A 21526-nucleotide genomic window follows, 5' to 3' on the forward strand; every position below is an offset into this window, starting at 1 on the left:
GTGCTCCTTCTGCTTTGGTATAGAGTCACTTTGTTCTTTGGCTGGGAGGTTTTGCGTCGCCTGGGGCCGGCCAGTGGCCGGCGGACAGGCAGGACTCGGTGGAGTGACGGCTCAGTTGCGACTGGAATTTTCCCGTTTCCAGCTCTCAATATTATCTACCACACCATTAAGCAGGCGCTGGCGTGACTCGCGGCTTATCCATGCATTGTGGGGAGTGATAATCAGGTTGGGAATATTCTTGTCCAACAGCGGGTGACTGATGGGTGGTGGCTCTTGACTGAGGACATCCAGAGCCGCACCACCCAGATGGCCACTGCGCAATGCGTCAGCCAATGCCTGCTCGTTCACCAATCCACCTCTTGCGGTGTTAACCAATAGCGCTCCAGGTTTCATTGAGGCGATAAATTGCTCGTCAACCAGCTGCTCAGTTTCCTGTGTGAGGGGGCAGTGCAGACTGATGACGTCAGACTCTGCACACAATTGTTGCAGGGAGGTCCTGCCCTCGGCGGGTGAGCCACTAAATGATTCAGCGATGAGCACTCGCATATCCAGGGCCTCTCCCAGTTTTGCGACTTTTTGTCCTAGAGTACCAAAGCCAATAATGCCGAGGGTTTTCCCCGCAAGTTCAACGACCGGGTGATCGAGCAGACAAAAAATTGCAGACTGGCTCCAGCGACCGGCAAGAACGTCGCTGTGGTAACGGTGCCACTGAGAGGCGAGAGCCAGGATCAGAGCAAGGGTATGTTGTGGTACCGAAGCCCCCGCGTAATCCTTGACGTTGTATACAGGAATATTTAATTCTTGGGCAGCGCTGAGATCAATATTGTTCGTGCCCGTTGCACAAACACAAATTATTTTTAATTGGCGGGTCTGCTCCAACAATGTGCGATTAAGTATGACTTTGTTGGTTATTACTACTTCGGCTTCGGCGATTCGCTCCGCGACTTTTTCAGAGGGAGTGGTTTCATAGAAGTCCCACTGGTCTAGACTATTTGTTAAGGCCGAGGTATCCAGCTCCTCAAGCTTCATTGTCAAAGTGTCCAGAAATACGCCGCGCATAGCATCTCCTCGATAGGTTTGCAGTGTGGCTGACATGCTACGGCAGTGAAGAGCGAATGCAAAATTTTGCTGGTGAGCGGTCTTATCTGCGCATACACGTGGCTACGGTTGGTTTGTCGGGGCCTTTCTGTCGCAATTGAAGAGGGCCTTTATGGGAATATCGTTTACCGCTGCCAGTCTTGTTTTAATTTCTGCATTCCTCCATGCGGGTTGGAATTTACTGGGGAAATCCCGCACACCGACTCCTGCATTTTTCTGTATCGCAACCCTCAGTGTTGGAATATTTTTCTTACCGCTAAATTTTTGGCTGCTGGCTCAGGTTGATTCGCTTCCGCGAAGTTTTTGGCTGCTTCTTATCGGCAGTGGTTTTTTTCAAATGATTTATATGGGGGGGTTATCCCTCGCTTACCAGCGTGCCAATATGGGATTGGTCTATCCCATAGCACGGGCCTTACCGGTACTTTTGGTTGCATTGGCAACGGTTTTACTGGGGCAGTCACTGCCCTTACTCGCCTGGGTGGGAATGCTGCTGGTAACGATTGGTTGCCTGCTGGTGCCCCTGGTGTATTTCCGCGAGTGGCACTGGCGAGCCTATTGGCGCGCCGACTGTGCCTGGGCGCTGGTAGCAGCCATAGGTACCGTGGGTTATTCCTTGGCAGATAAGGGAGCGCTGGTTTATCTGGGGGATGCTGTGGAAGGGGCGGTCCCATCGCTTGTGCTGGCCTACAGCTATTTAGGGATGCAGTTTCTCGCCTGTGGTTTGTGGCTACTTCTAGGCTGCTTGGGCCAGAGTGGCACAGCGCCATTAATCCAGAGCTTCCGGGATTTGAAAGTCGGGGCTCTGACCGGCGCCATGATGGGTGCTACCTATGGCCTGGTACTACTGGCGATGACAATGACGGAGAATGTGAGCTATGTGGTAGCCCTGAGGCAACTTAGTATTCCACTGGGAGTTGGGTTTGCGGTCTGGTTGCTGAAGGAGCCGGCACACAGGCCCCAACTATTGGGAGTGGGGCTGGTGTGTGCTGGCTTGATTGCGGTCTCCCTGCGCTAGCGCAGAAAAATCACATTACACGCATGCCGGGCTTGGCACCCTCGTGAGGCTCCAGTATCCACAGGTCCTTACCACCGGGACCCGCTGCCAGCACCATGCCCTCACTGATACCAAAGCGCATTTTGCGCGGCGCCAGGTTAGCGACCATAACGGTGTGCTTACCTTCCAGGTCTTCAGGGGCGTAGGCGCTTTTAATACCGGCAAATACCTGGCGGGTTTCTCCGCCCAGGTCCAGGGTTAAGCGCAGCAGTTTACCGGCGCCTTCAACATGTTCAGCTTTGGCGATCAGGGCGATCCGCAGGTCGACTTTGGCGAAGTCATCAAACTGGATTTCCTCAGCAATGGGGTCCTCCGCCAGAGGGCCGGTAGCAGCTTTGGTTTCCGCCTGCAGTTGGGCCAGGGATTCCGCAGCCGCATCCATAACCGCATCCACCTGGGTTTTCTCCACCCGTTGCAGCAGCGGCTTGAACTTCTTGATTTCGTGATCTGTCAGCGGGTTGGTTGCGCTGTTCCAATCCAGCTCACTGTTGAGGAACTCCGCCGCTTTTTGTGCAGTGTTGGGCAATACGGGGGCTAGCCAGGTGATCAGGGCGCGGAACATATTCACACCCTGGGAGCAAATAGCCAGAACCTCAGCTTCGGTGCCCTCCTGCTTGGCCAGGGACCAGGGAGCCTTGTCGGCGATCCAGGCATTGGCGGCGTCGGCCAGAGCCATAATGTCGCGCATGGCGCGGGCGTATTCCCGCTGCTCGTAGTAATCAGCAATGCGTGGAGCCGCTTCTACAAACTGCTTCCACAGCTGCTCGTCGGCCAGCTCGCAGGCCAGCTTACCACCGGACTTGCTGACAAACTTGGCGGTGCGAGAGGCGATATTGACCACTTTACCCACCAGGTCAGAGTTCACCTTGGCGATAAAGTCATCCAGGTTCAGATCCAGGTCATCGACGCCACCGGTCAGTTTGGCCGCGAAGTAGTAGCGCAAATACTCAGGGCTCAAGTGGTCCAGGTAGTTGCGGGCATTGATAAAAGTGCCACGGGACTTGGACATCTTCTTGCCGTTAACGGTAAGGAAGCCGTGTACGCAAACTTTGTTGGGGGTGCGGAAGTCCGCCGAGTCCAGCATGGCGGGCCAGAAGAGTGCGTGGAAGTTGACGATATCCTTGCCGATAAAGTGGTAGACCTCGGCGTCGCTGTCTTTTTTCCAGTACTCCTGCCAGTCCAGCCCCTGACTGTCGCAGTAGTTCTTGAGACTGGCCATATAGCCAATGGGAGCGTCGAGCCACACGTAGAAATATTTGCCCGGAGCATCGGGGATTTCGAAACCGAAATAGGGGGCATCGCGGGAGATGTCCCACTCCTGCAGGCCCTCTTCCAGCCATTCGGCCAGTTTATTGGCAACTTCATCCTGGAGGGTGCCGGAACGAGTCCACTCGCGCAGGTATTCGGTAAAGGCCGGCAGGGTAAAGAAGAAGTGCTCGGACTCTTTTTCCACTGGGGTCGCGCCGGATATGGCTGATATGGGATCGATCAATTCTGTGGGGCTGTAAGTAGCGCCACAGGCTTCACAGTTATCGCCGTACTGGTCGGGTGTGCTGCAGCGGGGGCAGGTGCCCTTGATATAACGATCTGCCAGGAAAAGCTGTTTCTCTGGGTCGAATGCCTGGGTGATCGTGCGCGATGCGATGTGGCCGTTCTCGCTGAGGCGGCGGTAGATCATGGCCGAGAGCTCGCGGTTCTCATCGGAGTGGGTAGAGTGGTAGTTGTCCACACCAATCAGGAAGTCGGCGAAGTCGCGCTCGTGTTCTGCCTGCATATTGGCGATATGCTGTTCCGGGGTCAGGCCCAGTTGTTCCGCCTTCAGCATAATTGCAGTGCCGTGTGCATCGTCGGCACAGATATACAGGCAGTTATTACCGCGCGCACGCTGGAAGCGGGCCCAAATATCGGTTTGGATATATTCGAGCACATGGCCCAGGTGCAGGGAGCCATTGGCGTAGGGCAGTGCGCTGGTGACGAGAATGTTGCGCGTATCGGACATCGGTTTTTCCATCGCTGTGGGGTTGCGGCCGGGAACTCACGGGGAGTGGGCCGAAGATCGTCAAAAGACCGCGGAATATAGCAGATTTGCACTATGCCGTGGAGGGATCAAGTGGGCTTATATGAATCCTTGTTGGGTCGCTGTGGCTGGTGTTAGGCCGCGTCATCCGACACAATGCGAGCCAATCTAGAAGCGCTGAGAGGGAGATACCGTGAGCGATAACCATCACGATCATCAAGAGCTGTCACAGGAAGTTCAGGCTGAACTGGAGCGACTGGCGGAGTGCCTTGGCCAGTTGCATGATCCTGCCAGTGGCTTGCCATTGGATGATTTGGACGCAGAAATTGAAGTGGGGTTTGAGAGCGGCACCGTGTTTGTCGGGATTACCCTCGGGTATCCGTGTGCCAGCCAGGAGACACACTGGCACCGGCGAGTGGAAGAGAGCTGCCAACCGCTGTTGAAAGCGGGGCCTCTCAAAGGCTCCACCTTGCAGTTCGAGTTGTTCAGCGATATCCCTGCTACACCGACTTCCGGGACGCCGGAGTCTCTGGCGAAGGTTAAAAATATAGTTGCAGTAGCGTCCGGCAAAGGCGGAGTGGGCAAATCCACCACTGCGGTTAATTTAGCCCTGGCCCTGGCGGCTGAAGGTGCCCGGGTTGGCCTGCTGGATGCCGATATTTACGGCCCGAGCCTACCCACTATGTTGGGGACTGAAGATCAGCGCCCTCATGTTAAAGCGCAGAAGTTCTTTGTGCCGGTAGAGGCCCACGATATCGAGACAATGTCGCTGGGATACCTGATGACAGAGGAAACCCCTGCGGTGTGGCGCGGCCCAATGGCCAGCGGCGCGCTCAACCAGATTCTCAGCCAAACCCTGTGGGGGGAAAGCCGGGACGGATTGGATTACCTGATTGTGGATATGCCCCCAGGCACCGGAGATATCCAGTTAACCCTGGCACAAAAAACTACCTTGGCCGGTGCAGTGATTGTAACTACTCCCCAGGACCTGGCACTGAAAGATGCCATCAAGGGGGTGGAGATGTTCCGCAAGGTATCGGTGCCGGTGCTGGGTATTGTGGAAAATATGGCACTGCATACTTGTTCCAAGTGTGGCCACAGCGAGCCAATTTTCGGTACCGGTGGCGGTGAGCGAATTGCCGCAGAGTACGATACCCATTTACTGGGAGAGCTTCCTCTGGCCCAGAAAATCCGTGCGGATGTGGACAGTGGGCAGCCCAGTGTTGTCGCTGACCCCGCTAGTGAAATTGCCGGTTTTTATTGCGAAATTGCCCGTAAGGCTGCCGCCCAGATCTGGCTTAACAGCAGTGATGACAGCGATATGCCGGAAATCGAAATAAGTTGAACCCGTTCGCGATATTGATCACAAAGAAATAATTTTCTTTGTTTTGCTGTTTTTACCGGGCTCCAATATTTCTATATTGATGCGGCCCGGTGTCCCTCATTGAAATAAACCGTACTAGTTTGTTTCTTGTTTTACGGTACAGATTTCTTTTCAGTGATAGTTCGCTTCTATTACGCCCTGGGTACATTAGTAGTTTCAAAATATTTCACAGAATTACCCGGTAAAAAACAGGGTTATTTTGATCGTACTAGTTACTTATTGTTTTAAAAATCATAAAGCCGATATTTTTTTGCGATATAGCCCGCTTATGATTTTGAAGTGGCAGTAATTGCTGGTTTTTCGTCAGTTGCTAAATGTATTTGGGGTTGAGGGTATTAAAACGGGTTTACGGGTGCAGTATTTTCGCCGACAAACGTCAAACCCTTTATACGGATGTTGGATTGCCGTTGAGGTATAAGTAAATATCAGGAGTGTACGAGAAAAAAGTCTGCCTTATTTGGGGATTTCAATACAGGTAAGACAATAAAAAGAGGCATTGCGGAAGCTGTAGTCGATAAAAATAAAAAAGACAAGCGCACGGGTGCTGTTATCAATGAATTTTCATATTAGCTATCGGCCGGCGGGTGGAATAGCGCGTGTGCTTTTTTTTGGTCCGGTGGGGTATAAGGACAAAATAGAAGCCACTGCACTACTGGTGGAAAAGTATCGCCACCGAAAACCCCTACGTGTACTACTCGACCTGCGCTATGCGCGCAGTAAAACCACACTGGAGGAACACCAGAAGTTTATTCACTTTATTGCTGAGAACCCCGTACTGAGACGGGCATTTATCGCGGTGTTACACCCGCGAGGGCGCTGGACCTGTCCTCTGCCCAGCCATGGCTCCTGCCTGTGCAGGCTCAGTTCGAGGGAGTTCGTTGTGGAGGCTGAGGCAGAGGCCTGGCTCGCCCAGATAAAGAGCGTACCTCAGCCTCTGGCTCTCTAGGGGGAGGCTAAGCCTGCTGGCTGCGCGACTGTTGCGCTTCAGCCTGGCGGCGACGCTCTTCTCTCTTTTGCTCGCGGCGGGAGACAGTTTGCTCACGGGCGTCCTGGCCAAGGTGTACTTCACCGCGCTGCCTGGCCAGCTGGATTTGTTTTTCGCGCTCTCGGAAACGGGCTCGATCAGCTTCCGGCACCTTATCGTGGCAGTGTGGACAGCTGACGCCCTGTTCAAACAATGGGGACTTCTGGTCCTCCTTAGTGATGGGCATGCGACAGGCATTACATTGGTCGTACTTGCCACGTTCCAGGCTGTGGTTGACGGTCACTCGTTCGTCGAAAACGAAGCACTCGCCTTCCCATAGGGATTCTTCCGCGGGGACTTCTTCCAGGTACTTCAAGATGCCTCCGTGGAGGTGATACACCTCTTCGAAGCCCTGTTCTTTCATATAGGCGGTGGATTTCTCACAGCGGATACCGCCGGTACAGAACATGGCGACTTTCTTGTGTTTGGCCGGGTCCATATTCTCTTTTACGTACTGCGGGAACTCGCGGAAAGTCTCTGTTTCCGGGTTGATGGAATTTTTGAAAGTACCAACCTGGAATTCATAGTCATTGCGGGTGTCCACAACAACCACTTCAGGGTCGCTGATCAGGACATTCCAGTCCTTGGGTTTTACATAGGTGCCGACGGTTCGCCTTGGGTCTATGCCTTCTACGCCCATGGTGACGATTTCCTTTTTCAGCTTCACTTTGCTGCGCAGGAAGGGCATTGCCTGGGTGATGGACTCCTTGTAGTCCAGGTCGGCGAGGCGCTCGTCTGACTTCAGGTGGGCTAATACCGCGTCGATACCTTCACGGGAGCCGGCTACGGTGCCGTTGATGCCCTCTTGGGCCAACAGCAGGGTGCCGCGAACACTGTTTTCCTGCATCACATCCAGTAGTGGGGTGCGCAGGGACTCGAAGTTCTCCAGAGTAACGAACTTATACAATGCACAGACAACAAATTGATTCATGGTACTTCCTCAGTTGCGGGCCGGATCGCAAATCCGGAGCAGAAAAAATCGCCGCGCATTTTATCGCAAAAAAAGTAGCTTGTCGTACAGTAAGCAGGCGGTCCGCATCTGCAAGAATAGGGATTTGTAGTTGACCGCCGGGCCGCAAGTTGTCAAAGTTCTGGCCGAAATTTCAAGGTCACAGCGAGGCGAATCCCATGGGCGAAGAGTTTGCACCGAAAGAGTCGGAGTTGAGCCAGATCTATCGGGAGGGCGAGGTTTCCGTCCAGATCGATATATATGAAGATGGTGAGGGCGGCTGGCTGCTTGAAATCGTCGATGAACACAACAACTCAACCGTTTGGGAAGACGCGTTTGAGACTGAGCGGGAAGCGCTGGACGAAGCGCTCGATGCACTCAAAGAGGAGGGTATCGCTACCTTTGTCGGGCCGGTTCAGGAAGCCGACGGCAGTTGGTAAATCCTTTTAGAGTAAATCGGCTGACTGGCAATTCTCGCAGACAATTGCACCGAAAGTCTGCTGACGCTAATTCAAACTGCTATGGTTAAAGTGAGAAGGGAATCGCGACTGTGTAACAGCACACCCAATCACAGTGCCGCCGCGAGACAATGGTGGAATCCAGGTCTCCGGCGGTACTATCTAACCTGCGGTCCCCCTCCCCATGAATCTGCGCTACCTCATTTTGCTGGTGACTGTTTTAAGTCAGCTGGTATTCGCAGAGAGCATCCGCCTTTCCAATCGACAACTGCTAACAACTGACTTGAAAGAAGCACGGCTTATTTCCGAATTGAGTGGTTATGCCATTGTTGCAGGGCGTCACTGCCTCGATTGCGACGAGAACCTGGCAATTTACCTGCAGAGAATTGGACGTGCCGATATGGGAATAAATCCTGAAAAAATCGGAATAGAGACAGATCGCTACACTTATCCCGGCCGTTATCTCGACTATATGACCAAGAAGCTGGTGGAAAAAACCCGTATGTTTTATGGCCTCTGCCATGAAGGGCAGCCTTCGCTTTTATGGCTAACGGAATATAGAGACGGCGAGCGCTGGGTGAAATCAGAGTATTTAATATTAATCAGCGATGACGGATTAAAACATCGCTACACCGAGAATCAGCAGCCGAGTCTGTTTTATATCGGAAATTCAGACTGTAAAGAATTAAAAGGGTTTTTAATGGAGATGGAGCCCTGATTACCAGAGGTTGTTTGATATTTGCATTAGTGATGCGGTTACAATAAAAAAACCCCGCTGGAGGGCGGGGTCACAAGCTCTGTTGAAATCAGTTCTGCTTACTTTACAGGTTCAAAAACAATCTTCAGTTTTTTCTTGCCCCAGGCGCGGGCTTTCTTGATGTCTTTTTCCATCCAAACATCGATACGGTTTGTAAAACGCTTGTTCATACGATCGCGCACGGTATAGGTGCCAGGCAGACCTTCAATTTTAACTTTGGCGCCGTTGGTCAGACCGTGCTTTTCCAGGTCACGGGATACGGCGATAATTTTGTCACCGGGGCGCAGGCGGTTGTTCCAGGCTGCAACCCAGGGGTCGCTGTCAGTTTGTCCAGGTACAGAGTTGTAAGCAGTTGCGTCAACAATCATGGTTTTCTTAAGTGCTGCCGAGGCATTAACGCTTACACCGATAGCGAGCAAGGCAGCAATAAAAAAGGCAGTATTTCGCAGAGTCTGTTTCATCATGTCCCATTACCTCCAGGTCATAAATGGTCACAAGCCAAAGGCTGCTTGTGAAATTTCCAAGTTTGTTTGGAAATCGTTGATCAATATTTAATCAACGCTGGCTATATTACCGGCGATTCCTGAGGTATCAACTTTTTCCTGCAAAGCGCAAAAAAGCCGTATGAATTGGCAGGTTATTTCCAGAAAATAAAAAAATAACTTAATTTTTAGGTGTAGTTAAAAACAAAATAGCGCTGTATATATTTTGTACAGGCGAGATAGACCGATTGGAACCGAGCTCTTTGGTAAATGGTTTCAAAAGAGAAAAATTGCGTGACAGCGATGTCATTCTAAGGAGCTGTTCTATAGGTGGGGGAAGGCTTTGCTCTACCTGACTGAAAAAGTAAAAAATTCCCTATAAATTATTTGTGACCAGTTCTCCATATGTCGCTGATTTAGCAAAAATTAGCTGGTTTTAATGGAAAAACCAGGGCGTCACAGGAAAAATTGCAGGGAATCGGCAGTACTCATAGGGCGGTTTCGGGGTTTTCCAGTATCGGTTCCACCTGGCTGCGCAATGCGGATAGGTAGTCACTATCTTCTTGAAGGTCCGGCAGCTTGTGCAGCATATCCAGCTGTACTGTTTTCTCCAGCCAGGAGATGGCTTCCTCCAGATTTCCCTGCCATTCACAAACTTGCCCCAGGTTGAAATAGGTGATGGCAAGGTTCTGCCATTCCGCCTGTTCGCGCAGACCCTGGATTGCACTCTTATATAGAAGGTAAGCCGAGCGTAAAAGATGAGCTCGCTGGGTGGGCTCCTTTTCTGTTGCCGCCTGCTGGTGGTAAGTGTGTGCCATTGCCGACCGTACCCTAGCGGTAGACTGGGGTAGCACCGCGCCGGCATCAAGGTAATTGAGGACCGACTCGAACTGAGCGCGGGCAAGGGGGTAAAGGTCAGGTCGCGCTTGGGCGCTGAATGCATTCAGCACGATGCCGTAGCGGTAGCGTAAGGACTGCTGTTGGTCCGGATAGTCGGACAGTGAAGAGATGGCCTTTTCGTAAAGCGGCAGTGCGTCGGCGTAGTTGCCTGTGCGGGCGTAGGTTTCAGCCTCGGTCACCAGTGCCAGGGAGTGCCGGGCGTGTGGCAGGTGGTGTCCCAATTGTTGTTGCCGGGAGATTGAACTCACTGAAATTGCTGCCAGCAATACCGCAACTCCCAGCAGTGCGTAAAACAGCATGAGCAGGCTTGAGAGATGTTTGGGCATAGGCACTTCCCGCAGGCTACTTTGGGTGGACGGTAAGAGGTCCCGAGATATGGACCTCTTACGTCAGTAAATGCCTAATTATCCAGTTGTGCCAGTAGCCCCTGTAGCGGATGGCGCAGGGATACGCCTGCAAAGCGACTGGCCTGGCAACGGCAGGAATAGCCGGTAGCCAGCTGGTTTTTGCCACTGTTTAATCGGGGCGCCCAGGATTGCTGGAAAATTACCCGCGAGGTCTCTTTGTGGTCTGCTTCGTGGCCATAGGTGCCGGCCATGCCACAGCAACCGAGGCTTTCGGTAGCGAGTTCCAGGCCCAGGGCAGTAAATACATTTTGCCAGTCTTTCACTGAGGCGGTGGCATTGGTTTGCTCACTGCAGTGGGGCAGAAGCTGGAAGCTGGCGGGTTCCAGGCGGTGGCGCTGTTGTTTCAGGTGTTCCTGCTGGGAAGCCAGCCACTCCTGCAACAACTGGACCTTGGGTGCCTTATCGCCCATCAGCTTTTTATATTCCGAGCGATAAGTCAGGGTCATTGAGGGATCGATGCCCACAAGGGGGATGTCGCTGGCGGCAAGGTCATTCAGCATCTGGCTGTTTGATTCAGCGACCCGTTGGAACTGGCGCAGGAAACCGTGCACATGCAGGGGTTTGCCGTTGGCGCGGTAGGGCGCCAGCATGGGGACAAAATCGAGCTGCTTTAGCAAGCGCACGATATCTGCAACCACTTGTGCATCGAAGTAACTGGTGAAAGCATCCTGCACTATCACCACTGCACGACTGCGTTGTGCAGGGCCAAGGGATTCCAGGCATGCGGCACTGGCGACAGGCACACCCAGCTCCGCCATCGTCGCTTTCAAGGTTTTTTCCGATAACAGTGGGCTGTCCACCATGCCGAAAAGGCGCTCCATCAGGAAGGAAACTGGCTTGAGTTTTAGTGGCCAGTTGTATAGCTGAGGTAGCTTGGCCAGGTGTGGCATCAGGAATTCCAGCCCACCGACGGCGTAATCTTTTAGCGGACGCAAATAGCGGCTGTAGTAGAGTTCAAGGAATTTGCTGCGAAACTCCGGCACATCCACTTTTATCGGGCACTGTCCAACACAGGATTTACACGCCAGGCAGCCTTGCATCGCCTCGTTAACTTCGTGGTTGAAATCGTACTCGCCACGGGTTTTTGCCAGGGAATTGATAATGCGCTTGGGGAGTCCGACGAAAAAGGAGCGCTCCCGCAGGCGCTGGGCACTGGAGACCGCATCAACATTTTTTTCGCTGAGCAACCGCAGCCATTCGCGCATTAAAGAGGCGCGTCCTTTGGGAGAGTGAATACGATTGCGCGTGGCCTTGTAGGAAGGGCACATGGCATCGTCGGGGTTCCAGTTAAAACAGGCACCATTGCCGTTGCAGTGCACACCCTCCTCGTAGCCCTCCCAGACCTGGGCGGGAATTTGCCTGTCCCGCTCGCCTCGGGTGGATACCTCATCGATTTTCAGCAGCTGGCTGTCATCACTGGGGGTAGCTATTTTCCCCGGATTGAGTTGGTTGCGAGGATCGAAGGCGGCTTTGATTTTTTGTAGCTCTGGGTAGAGCTCGCCAAAAAATTCCGGTGCATACTCTGATCTGACACCTTTCCCATGCTCCCCCCACAAAAGGCCCTTATATTTCTGTGTGAGGGCGACCACCTGATCGGTGATCGGGCGAATTTGTGCGGCTTGTTGGGGATCTTTCATATCGATTGCCGGACGCACGTGCAGCACGCCCGCATCGACATGGCCAAACATGCCGTAGTCCAGATTGGCCTCATCCAGTACCGCGCGGAATTCAGCGATAAAATCCGCCAGGTTTTCCGGTGGTACTGCCGTGTCCTCGACAAAGGGAATTGGGCGTTTTTCTCCCTGGGCATTCCCCAGTAAGCCCACGGCCCGTTTGCGCATGGCCCAGATTCGATTGACCTCGGCGTGGCCTCGGGCAATGGAGTAACCGAAACTTTTACCTTCTTGGCCAATAGCTTCATCAATATGAGCAGTAAATTGGGCTAGTGCCTGCTCCAATTCCTCTTCGCTATCGGCGGCGTATTCGACTAAATTAATGCCCTTGACCGGGCGATCATCTGATGGAAAAAACTCACTGACGCTGTGCCAGACAATATCCTCCATCGCCAGCTGCAACACTTTGCTGTCCACCGTCTCGATTGACATGGGACCGGCCAGCATCAGGTCTTTGGCGTCGCGTAGCGCCTCCTGAAAATGGTCGTATTTTAAATTGACCAAGGCGACACATTTGGGAATTGGCAGCAGGTTGAGTTTTGCCTCGGCGATAAAACCCAGGGTTCCCTCTGAACCACAGAGAACACTATTGAGGTTAAAGCTTTTATCGTCGCGAATATGAGCCAGGTCGTAGCCGGTGAGGCAGCGGTTGAGTTTGGGAAACTTTGCTGCGATTAATTCTGCTTTTGTATGCGCGATAGAATCACAGACTTGGTGAACCTGTGCAGAGCGCTTATCCCCGATACTGACTTGTGCCAGCTCTTCATCGTCGATCGGGGCCGAGTGCCAAATCTCACCGCCCAATAATACGGTGTGTAACTCCAGCACGTGATCGCGGGTTTTGCCGTAGACACATGAACCCTGGCCCGAGGCATCGGTATTGATCATGCCGCCAATGGTGGCCCGGTTACTGGTGGAAAGCTCCGGGGCAAAAAAGAGGCCGTGGGGTTTGAGTGCTGCATTCAGTTGGTCTTTGACCACACCGGCCTGTACCCGGACCCAGCGCTCCTCAACATTGATTTCGAGGATCTGGTTCATATGGCGGGAGATATCCACAACCAGTCCATCGGTCAGGGACTGGCCGTTTGTACCGGTACCACCGCCACGGGGGGATAGCACTACCGAGTGAAACTCCTCCCTGTCAGCCAGCTCGGCGAGCAGCTGCAGGTCGCGACTGTCGCGGGGATAAACAACGGCCTGGGGGAGGACCTGGTATATCGAATTATCGGTAGCCAGGACCGTGCGGCTGGCATAACTGGGGGTGGTATCGCCACGGAAACCTGCGTCCTTCAGTTCCTGCAAGAACTGCAAATAGAGCGCCTGAACCTCGTCGACTTCGCGCAATGCTGGAATCATGAGCTAATCCGTACTTTCCGGGAGGTATGGGCCGCATCGCAGACCGGGGACTGGCGATAATAGTGCGCACAGCGCTAAATCTCGGAATGAACGCGGCTTTGCATTGTAGCTTTGGTTTGCATTTGCGCAAGCCACGGCGACCTTGCAAGAGATTTCCAAAAAATTATACAAAGGCAGAGCTTGTATAAGTTTTAGTGGCAGGCTATAAAAAAGGTAGGCCATTACCTGCTCACCTTGTGACTATGAATATTCAATTCCTGCCGCATAAGATTCCCGTTGGTATCAGCCGCTGTGCCGTGGGTGATCCAGTTCGATATAACGGTAGCCATAAGCACAGCAAAGTCTGCACTCAGCTGCTGGGTAATTGCTTTGATCTGCAAGCTTACTGCCCGGAAGTGGCAATAGGCTTGGGAGTGCCCCGCCCGCCAATTCACCTGATTGTCAGTGATCGCCTGCGCGCAGTTGGGCGCGATGACACCAATATCGATGTGACAGAGGACCTTGAAGCTTATGCAGACGAGATAAGTCCGGAGGTCGAGCAGTTGCGCGGTTTTATCCTGATGCAAAAGTCTCCCAGCTGCGGTGTGCGTACTACCCCCCATTACAAAGAAGATGGTCGCGGTGTACTGGCGCATTCGGCAGGTCTATTTGCTGCGCGTGTGAGAGAGAATTTTCCCCACCTCCCTATGGAGGAAGTAGGGCGACTGAATGCCAGCGATATTCGCGAGAACTTTTTAACCCGAGTATTTGCTTACGATGCCTGGCATCGCTATGTATCGCCGGATCCTCGACCCGCTAAAGTTATTGAGTTTTACACCGCTTATAAGTACCTCTTGTTAGCCCATAGCCAGCCTCTGACCCGTGCCTTGGGTCAGTTTGTTTCCAACTCTCGTGCGGTGACCCCCGAAGAGTTCGCTTATGAAATTCGTGGGCGGATTATGGATATTCTCTCCCAACATGCATCGCGCAAGGATCGAACCAATGCACTGATGCACAGCCAGGGGCATTTAAAGGGCTATTTAAGCCGGGAGGAGCGGGCTGAATTGGCCCAGCTTATCGAGGAGTACCGGCAAGGGCATAAACCGATTTCGGCGGTGCTTACTATGCTCCGTCATTACTTGCCGAGAAGCCCACACCACTTTATCCACAGCCAGGTCTTGCTCGCTGCCGAGCCGGCTGAATTAGGTTTATGTGAATTTCGTTAATGATCGCCATGTCCGACCCAGAAGTTGTTGAAAAAAACTATTTTCCGATTCGTGAGATAGCTCGGAGGACTGGGGTGCACCCCGTGACCTTACGGGCCTGGGAGCGCCGCTATGGTCTACTAAAACCCATGCGTACCAGCAAAGGGCATCGCCTTTATAGTGAAGAGGAGGTCGAGCAGATCGAAAAAGTCCTGCAATGCCTCGCCAGGGGCGTCTCCATTGGTCAAGTGCGAGACCTGTTGGCGCGAGAGCAGGACAAATTGGGGATGCCAGCGACTGCAGGCGATGGAAAAAACAATTGGCAGGCGATGCTGGATGAAACCTCCAGTCTTCTCAGAGACTTTGCAGAACCCCAGCTGCGCCGCCGTCTCGATCAGTGGTTCTCCTCATTCCCTGCCGCTTTGCTGTTGGAGCACTGGCTGAAACCTTTGCATGTGCGGCTTGAGCGATTTCGCCTACCTGAAGCCCATGGAGCGCAGACATTTTTCTGGCCCCTGTTAAAGGAACAGCTACTTCTGGCTAATGGTATGGCCAGGAAAAACCTGGACAAAGACAAGTCCCAGGCGAAGCCCCGTGTTCTTTTACTGGAAATTGGCGTTCAGGGCCAACAGGCATTTATACAGATGTTTATTGCAGTACTCCTTGGCGCAGGAATAGAGGTCGTTACCCTGGCTTATCCTGCAGGATTATTGGAGCTGGGAAGTACAGTCAAAAAACTGGGTGCTCAGGGAGTGCTTTGCTATAGCCACAAGGCTCTGCCGAAAAATATTCTTGAACGTGAGCTACCAAGTGCTGTTCAGGGGATGACTGATCCTCTGTGGCTTGCGGGTGATTTTATTGAGGTGCAGCGTTTGGCTTTGACTGAACTGAACCAACTCCCTTTAACAAAGGTACTTGCCGGAAATACAGAGAGTGCAGTTACACAATTGCGGGAGTCTTTTAAGCTATGAGTCGCCCAGTGACTTTGCCGCGCGGCCTGGTATGGCTACGCAATGACTTACGCCTCAATGATAATTCAGCACTTTACCAAGCCAGTGTGCAATGTCAGGAGGTGGCTGCTGTATTTATTGCCTGTCCGGGTACCTGGCAGAGCCATGATGAAGGCAACCCATTGGTGACTTTTCGTATCGCCTGTTTGCGTGAATTACAAGATGGATTAGAGGAGCGAAATATACCGCTGTACTTCATTGAAGTTCCTACTTTTGCTCAGGTTCCAGGGGTTCTTCAGCAAATAGTTGAGCGCCTGAATATCAATGCTCTCTATGCGAATGCTGAATATCCTCTCAATGAGCTGCGCCGTGATAATGCAGTAAAAGATTTACTGACAAAAGAGGGGGTTCAGGTTCAATTCTACAGTGACCGCACCCTGCTTCCACCAGGGGCAGTAAGAACCGGCGGAGGGGAACCCTACAAGGTGTTTACCCCCTTCAAGCGCGCACTGATTCAATTGTGTGCCGATAGTGAGATAAAAACCTTACCTAAGCCGCGGAAAATTTCTACATCGGAAAATGGGGCACATTGGCCAAAGTGGCTTTCCTTACCTGAAGGGCAGAAATTAAGCCAAAAGATTCCAACGCAACTGTCGACATATTCGATAGATAAGATCGACGATGCAGGCCTGATTAAAGGTTGGCGGGCAGGAGAGAGGGCGGCGCTGAATCGGCTCAAGAAGTTCAGTGGAAAATTACCCGTTTATCAGGCAGAGAGAGATTTCCCCGCACTCGATAGTACCTCCTGTTTGTCCCCCTACCTAAATAGTGGTGCTGTTTCGATTCGCCAATGTATAGCAATGGCGTTGGATATGAATGAGGGGCGTTGGCTGGGTGGAGATGATGGGGCGGCCTGTTGGATTAGCGAATTAATCTGGCGGGAGTTTTATACCCATTTGTTGGTGGACTTTCCCCGTCTGAGTAAAGGGAGGCCATTCAAGCAGGAAACTGACCAAATCCCCTGGTCCTACAATAAGGATCAGTTTGAGCGTTGGACTTTGGGGGAGACTGGGGTTCCGATAGTTGATGCAGCGATGCGACAGTTAAATGAGACTGCCTGGATGCATAATCGATTGCGTATGATAGTAGCTTCATTTCTCAGTAAAAATATGCTGATAGATTGGCGCTGGGGTGAGCGCTACTTTATGCAGCGCTTAATTGATGCAGACTTTGCTTCCAACAATGGGGGCTGGCAGTGGACTGCCTCCACGGGTACTGATGCTGCACCCTATTTCCGTGTATTTAATCCTTATAGTCAGTCGCAACGTTTTGATCCCAATGGAGATTTTATCCGAAAATTTGTACCTGAGCTAAAGGAGCTGAGCGACAAAGCCATACACGATCCACCGCCGACTCAAGGCTATCCTCAAGTGATTTGCGATGTGGGGGCTGGACGGAAGCGAGCCATTGAAGTTTTTGCCAATTTGAAGTGAATTTGAGTGCGACAATGCGACTTAGAACGCTTCATCCTCAGTATGAGCCACGATAGATAGCTCGCCATTTAAATCGAGTTCCACAAAGAAAACGATAGGTCTACAGCAAACTTGGCAGTCCTCAGTGTACTGTTGAGGCAAAACTGATGAATCAACCAGTATTTTTATGATTTCACCGCAATAAGGGCAGTAAATACTTCTCTCCACTATTACCTCTGGCACAGGATAACTCCGTCTGGTGATTGTCAGATTCCCTTCTTTAGTCCATGCGAATTAATAGCATAACTATACTTCAACCTTTAGTCAGTCCCCTCTAATTGCAGAGTTACTCAGAAACTCCTTAAAATAGGAAGTGGTAGCCATGAAAATTGCTATGGCGCTGTTGGTTGTCGTATTTATTGTCTTTTCATCTGAGATTTATGCAAGCTCGCGCAGTGAAGTCTCTGATCTTATTAAAAATTTTTACAGCACATTTAATAGTTCATCTCCGCCGAGTAGTTTGAAGAAGTACTTTGCTCAATCCCCTTTATTTTTTATCGGTGAGCAGCCGGGGTTGTCTAATCATCCCGATTTAATCCCCGTAATTATCGGCCAGCTGCGTAAAACTATGGATCTAGAGACATATCCATTTTCTGGATTATATATAGAGAAAATTTATGTTTCAGAAGATGGCTCAGCAACATCGCTTGTTGTTTTTCAGCGATCCAAATCAAAAGAAAGGAGTAGGAAAGCTGCCTGCAATATCTTGTCGATAGCAAAACTGAAAGGTGGCTGGAGGATTATGGGGTGGACACTGATTTCGACTTCGGATGAGCGGGTCTGTACTTGGGCCTAAGTAAGTCTGGGTAAGGTTATGAATTCTAAAATGTGTTAACAAGGGTGAATATAAAAAGTAGAGGCTTGTGACTAGTATCGCTAACCCTGATGAGGGGGGTTGTTGGGATGTCCCCTTTTTTCGATTATAGTGGCGCAATTATAAGTATAGATAGAAGGAATGCCGAGTTTAGCTAGGCATGAGTCGTCATTATGGGGTACTTTCTTGAGTTTGGATTTTTGGGGCTTTTCGTATCAGCATTCCTGGCAGCGACCATTCTGCCGCTAAGCTCAGAAATTGTAATGACTGGTCTATTGCTCCAGGGCCTCTCCCCTTGGGCCCTGATAATAGTCGCCACTACTGGGAATGTAGCGGGCTCTCTTCTCAATTATGCATTAGGCTACTGGGCCAGCTTGGGCGTGATCAAGAAATGGTTGAGAATGTCTGAAGAGGAATTTGTAAAGGCTGAACAGAGATTTAAAAAATATGGGGTATTCTCCCTGTTTTTTTCCTGGGTGCCTATTATTGGTGATCCCCTTACTGTAATGGCTGGTATTCTAAGAATTCGCTTGGTTTGGTTTTTGTTATTGGTTGCCACGGGTAAATGTCTACGCTATCTGGTGGTTTACTATATGGTCCTGCAAGCATCTTGATGTGGATATTAAGTTAATAAGAGATTTTGTTTGAGTGTTTTCACAAAAATTTGAAATACGAAGAAAAGACATATTTAAAATGAAGTCAGGCTCTCCTTCAGAGCGGCAGCCAATCGATAGTAGCTATATACTTGATTTGGCAGAAGTGGAACCGGGTATCTACTTGGTTGAGTATCCTAATGCATTTGGTACCTGGTTAACCTCGTTTCAAGGAAACTCCCATTTCCTGTCGAAAGTGGATTTTCTAAATCAGTTTAGTTTCTCCTTTTCTATTCAAGTGGGGAATGATGGAGAACTGTCTTTAATCCATAAAGAAGAGGCTGCGAAGTTTTGCTCAGTAATTGAGTATGGGCTTGTTACACAAGGGGTTGATAAGAATGAATTAGATTTATTGCCTCTAATAGAACACAATATTTGTAATGAGGTTAAACTAATTTTTGGTGATTACAAACAGTTTTTAGATATGGAGGAGGGGTTTTACGATATCGAGAATGGGGCCATTAAATGTAGCTCCCTATATATTGGCCAGTATGATGAAGGTACCTATATTGTAACTCTCTCAGGGGTACGAATGGCCCAGAGTATTTCAAATTCAGATTTAAAGAGAGCCTTTTCTGATTTTGAGCGTGGGGTTTTTCAATCTGCTGATGATTATAAGAATGTAAATCTAAGAGTAAAAAGGATTTTTGTAAGTACTCTAGGGGAGTTGATAGAATATACTAACCATCTGAGAGCTGATTCTAAGGTGTATGATAAAAGTCAACTGCTTGTGATTGAGAGGTGTAAGCCTTGATGGGTTTATACAGTTATGGCTTTAGATAGTGAAAGTGGTGTTTAAGGTTAACCTTGATAGCTATTTTTTTGTAAATAACATTGCTTAAGAATTTCCTTTCTCTGTTGTGGTGAAAATAGGTTTAAATCAACATGGGCTGAGTGGTTGTGTCCTGTTATGGAAATGGACTTAGGTGGATTGCCGTGTGTTTTAATTGAAAGTTTATCTGACATTGGAATGATTATATTGCCATAGAGTGATCTATAAATGATGTGAGTATCTGTAAACTCAAGGCTATACTCATCTACCTTTCCTTTTCCTGAGTTAAATATTATAAGCCAGAGTGTGGTCAGGACTGGGATTAGGCATAATCCTAGTAGGTACATTTCTAGGACTTCCGTTTTTTGAGGGGCTTTAAATATATAAGCTAGTGCTAGGTATAGAGATAAAGGTAGACTGACTTGGATGGCCAGCCTTTTGAGTCTAAAAATAACCCCTTGTAATCTGGTTTGGATAAACTTCATATTTTATATAAGTCCTATCGCTATGTAATGTGGGTACTACAAAATCTCTGAAATTTTCTCCTCAAAAGAGGAGTGGTGGTACTTGCGTAGTATTTGAGTGAATTGTCTTATATTAATACAGTTCGTCGATTAATAGTCAAACCCTCCTTGATGAAAATTCTCAGGGAAAGGTAAGAGCTGAGTTTATCTGAAGTTCTAGTTTTATCCGGTAGCACATGGGTTGATATTAATTTGCTAGTTTATATTGCTGAGAAGCTAAATCTCGTATAATGCCCTGAAAAAATACTTGTGCATTTGGTTCTGGTTAGAAGTGGCGGCATTCTACTTTCTCAAGGCATTTGTCAATAGCTTTACTCTGTATGAAAATGGCAGTATTGCTCCATTTGGTTGGTGCACCAGGATATAGACTAAAACTATATATTCGATATGGGCTTTAGATGCTCATCTGTGGGGGTTAAAGCGTTCCGAGAAGTCCTCAGATATGTATAAGATTTAAACAAATTGTGATATCTCATTCGTATTTTATTTTATTGATTGTTGATTCTATCAGGGAAGAAATACTTGGTAATTACTTGTCTTCCCTGATAAATATATCAATTTGATTTGGTGAGGACTGCAGGTAATCTAGAGAGTTCCGAGATCCTGCAGTTTTTGTTGAATTTCTTTTAAATGTTCCGGGTGTGCAGTAGAGGCTTTGGTTTCTTGTAAGACGAGTCTATAGGCTGTTGGAAATGCTTTCTCCCGGGATGTCTCGATATCTGGTTTTACACCAGTCCCCTCCCAGTTAGCTTTGGTAATCGGATTAACTGCCTTGGCGATAGGGATTGCTATTTTATCTAATGAAGAGTGAATCGCTTCCAGGTTTTCTTGCAGGACATAGTTGGAGGCAATCTTTTTCTCGATAGAATTAATAAGCTCCAACTTCCTTTCCTGAGAAATTTCAGTGCCGATTGCCGTAAGTGAACAGGAGAGCAAAAGTAAGGTTAGTAATTGTTTCATCTTATCCATGATTTAAATTTACTTATTGGTTTTTAGGTGTTAACGATAACACGCAATCAAGCCGTAATAGATAGTCTCGGAAGATCAAAGCTGGTTAACACTAAGTATATCCAGAGGCGCTAAGGGGCCAGTTTTGCACCTATACCGGGATTGGAGTTTGCCCTCTATCTTTGAAGATTAAAGTTAATCTAAATACAGCGAAAACTTGAGGGAGATTGCTGCGAGTCAGGTGAAAGGGGCATGGGGAGCGGACGGGATGTCAAAAAAGAACATCGTAATGAAGCTTTGTCCATAGCCCTGGGATTTTCCTGGCTCCGGTTAATAGTGTTCAAATGCAGTGGGATGGGGTGATACCTTGCTTAAGTTTTACTCATTACTCGCTCTCTCTGGGGCGCCAGGATCGACCTGAGTAACTGAGACTAAAAATCTATTTCTAGTCGCGATCCACGCGAACACACTGGCCCCCGCATTATCTGCGGGAATACCTGAGAAAAGCTCCCTCTAATGCGAAATTGACGGTCATATAGCGGCACCGATTACTCCGATGGTTGTTACCTTAGCCCCTATAAATGGCTGCT

At 49.9% G+C, this 21526-nt stretch carries 20 protein-coding genes; 11 read left to right on the forward strand and 9 right to left on the reverse strand.

Translation table 11 applies throughout. The features are described from left to right. Positions 1-111: 111 nt before the first annotated feature. The gene (locus BTJ40_RS03495; RefSeq protein ID WP_108731792.1) at positions 112-1059 is read right to left on the reverse strand and encodes a D-2-hydroxyacid dehydrogenase; all 948 of its coding nucleotides are present in this window, start codon (positions 1057-1059) and stop codon (positions 112-114) included. A 151-nt stretch (positions 1060-1210) separates the two neighbouring features. Here BTJ40_RS03495 and BTJ40_RS03500 point away from each other — a divergent pair, with 151 nt between their 5' ends. Beyond that, positions 1211-2113, forward strand: coding sequence for an EamA family transporter (locus BTJ40_RS03500; protein ID WP_108731793.1), 903 nt, complete (start codon positions 1211-1213; stop codon positions 2111-2113). A gap of 10 nt (positions 2114-2123) precedes the next feature. Here BTJ40_RS03500 and metG read toward each other — a convergent pair whose 3' ends face one another. After that, positions 2124-4151, reverse strand: coding sequence for a methionine--tRNA ligase (metG, locus tag BTJ40_RS03505; protein ID WP_108731794.1), 2028 nt, complete (start codon positions 4149-4151; stop codon positions 2124-2126). Between the two features lie 211 nt (positions 4152-4362). On the opposite strand from metG, the gene apbC reads away from it, so the two are divergent. Next, positions 4363-5514 (forward strand): iron-sulfur cluster carrier protein ApbC, encoded by a 1152-nt coding sequence (gene apbC / locus BTJ40_RS03510; RefSeq protein ID WP_108731795.1) that lies wholly within the window; start codon positions 4363-4365, stop codon positions 5512-5514. A gap of 592 nt (positions 5515-6106) precedes the next feature. Continuing rightward, complete coding sequence (locus BTJ40_RS03515) at positions 6107-6499, forward strand: hypothetical protein (protein WP_108731796.1); 393 nt, start codon at positions 6107-6109, stop codon at positions 6497-6499. Positions 6500-6506: 7 nt separating this feature from the next. On the opposite strand, the gene BTJ40_RS03520 is transcribed toward BTJ40_RS03515, so the two are convergent. Continuing rightward, complete coding sequence (locus BTJ40_RS03520) at positions 6507-7508, reverse strand: rhodanese-related sulfurtransferase (protein WP_108731797.1); 1002 nt, start codon at positions 7506-7508, stop codon at positions 6507-6509. 149 nt (positions 7509-7657) lie between these two features. Here BTJ40_RS03520 and BTJ40_RS03525 point away from each other — a divergent pair, with 149 nt between their 5' ends. Together BTJ40_RS03525 and BTJ40_RS03530 are read left to right on the forward strand one after the other, a co-directional pair. Continuing rightward, complete coding sequence (locus BTJ40_RS03525; RefSeq protein ID WP_238152121.1) at positions 7658-7966, forward strand: hypothetical protein; 309 nt, start codon at positions 7658-7660, stop codon at positions 7964-7966. 202 nt (positions 7967-8168) lie between these two features. Then, positions 8169-8702: a hypothetical protein gene (locus tag BTJ40_RS03530; protein WP_108731799.1), complete on the forward strand. Its 534-nt coding sequence runs from the start codon at positions 8169-8171 to the stop codon at positions 8700-8702. 98 nt (positions 8703-8800) lie between these two features. Here BTJ40_RS03530 and BTJ40_RS03535 read toward each other — a convergent pair whose 3' ends face one another. The 3 genes from BTJ40_RS03535 to BTJ40_RS03545 form a co-directional block, all read right to left on the reverse strand. Then, positions 8801-9205: a 3D domain-containing protein gene (locus BTJ40_RS03535; RefSeq protein ID WP_238152122.1), complete on the reverse strand. Its 405-nt coding sequence runs from the start codon at positions 9203-9205 to the stop codon at positions 8801-8803. Positions 9206-9711: 506 nt separating this feature from the next. Continuing rightward, a complete protein-coding gene (locus tag BTJ40_RS03540; RefSeq protein WP_108731800.1) occupies positions 9712-10449 on the reverse strand; it encodes a tetratricopeptide repeat protein in 738 nt (245 codons plus the stop codon). A gap of 74 nt (positions 10450-10523) precedes the next feature. After that, a complete protein-coding gene (locus tag BTJ40_RS03545; RefSeq protein WP_108731801.1) occupies positions 10524-13559 on the reverse strand; it encodes an FAD-binding and (Fe-S)-binding domain-containing protein in 3036 nt (1011 codons plus the stop codon). A 242-nt stretch (positions 13560-13801) separates the two neighbouring features. Here BTJ40_RS03545 and BTJ40_RS03550 point away from each other — a divergent pair, with 242 nt between their 5' ends. Genes BTJ40_RS03550 through BTJ40_RS03560 form a run of 3 tightly spaced genes read left to right on the forward strand, consistent with a single transcriptional unit; the run spans position 13802 to position 17186 of the window. Further along, a complete protein-coding gene (locus BTJ40_RS03550) occupies positions 13802-14764 on the forward strand; it encodes a DUF523 and DUF1722 domain-containing protein (protein ID WP_108731802.1) in 963 nt (320 codons plus the stop codon). Positions 14765-14772: 8 nt separating this feature from the next. Continuing rightward, complete coding sequence (locus BTJ40_RS03555) at positions 14773-15714, forward strand: MerR family transcriptional regulator (RefSeq protein ID WP_108735157.1); 942 nt, start codon at positions 14773-14775, stop codon at positions 15712-15714. After that, entirely contained in the window at positions 15711-17186 is a 1476-nt protein-coding gene (locus BTJ40_RS03560) for a deoxyribodipyrimidine photo-lyase (protein ID WP_108731803.1), read from the forward strand. Before BTJ40_RS03555 ends, BTJ40_RS03560 begins: the two co-directional genes overlap by 4 nt. 21 nt (positions 17187-17207) lie before the next feature. On the opposite strand, the gene BTJ40_RS03565 is transcribed toward BTJ40_RS03560, so the two are convergent. Next, on the reverse strand, positions 17208-17408 hold the full coding sequence (locus BTJ40_RS03565) for a CPXCG motif-containing cysteine-rich protein (RefSeq protein ID WP_108731804.1): 201 nt from the start codon (positions 17406-17408) through the stop codon (positions 17208-17210). Positions 17409-17547: 139 nt separating this feature from the next. On the opposite strand from BTJ40_RS03565, the gene BTJ40_RS03570 reads away from it, so the two are divergent. The 3 genes from BTJ40_RS03570 (at position 17548) to BTJ40_RS03580 (ending at position 19446) form a co-directional block, all read left to right on the forward strand. Next, entirely contained in the window at positions 17548-18021 is a 474-nt protein-coding gene (locus BTJ40_RS03570; RefSeq protein WP_108731805.1) for a hypothetical protein, read from the forward strand. Positions 18022-18212: 191 nt separating this feature from the next. After that, positions 18213-18653, forward strand: a complete 441-nt coding sequence (locus BTJ40_RS03575) for a YqaA family protein (protein WP_108731806.1) — start codon at positions 18213-18215, stop codon at positions 18651-18653. 34 nt (positions 18654-18687) lie between these two features. Beyond that, positions 18688-19446, forward strand: a complete 759-nt coding sequence (locus BTJ40_RS03580) for a hypothetical protein (RefSeq protein ID WP_157953869.1) — start codon at positions 18688-18690, stop codon at positions 19444-19446. A 47-nt stretch (positions 19447-19493) separates the two neighbouring features. On the opposite strand, the gene BTJ40_RS03585 is transcribed toward BTJ40_RS03580, so the two are convergent. Beyond that, positions 19494-19949: a hypothetical protein gene (locus BTJ40_RS03585; RefSeq protein ID WP_108731808.1), complete on the reverse strand. Its 456-nt coding sequence runs from the start codon at positions 19947-19949 to the stop codon at positions 19494-19496. A gap of 624 nt (positions 19950-20573) precedes the next feature. Next, on the reverse strand, positions 20574-20957 hold the full coding sequence (locus tag BTJ40_RS03590; protein WP_108731809.1) for a hypothetical protein: 384 nt from the start codon (positions 20955-20957) through the stop codon (positions 20574-20576). Positions 20958-21526 lie beyond the last annotated feature (569 nt).

It is taken from the genome of Microbulbifer sp. A4B17, from assembly GCF_003076275.1.
Lineage (GTDB): Bacteria > Pseudomonadota > Gammaproteobacteria > Pseudomonadales > Cellvibrionaceae > Microbulbifer.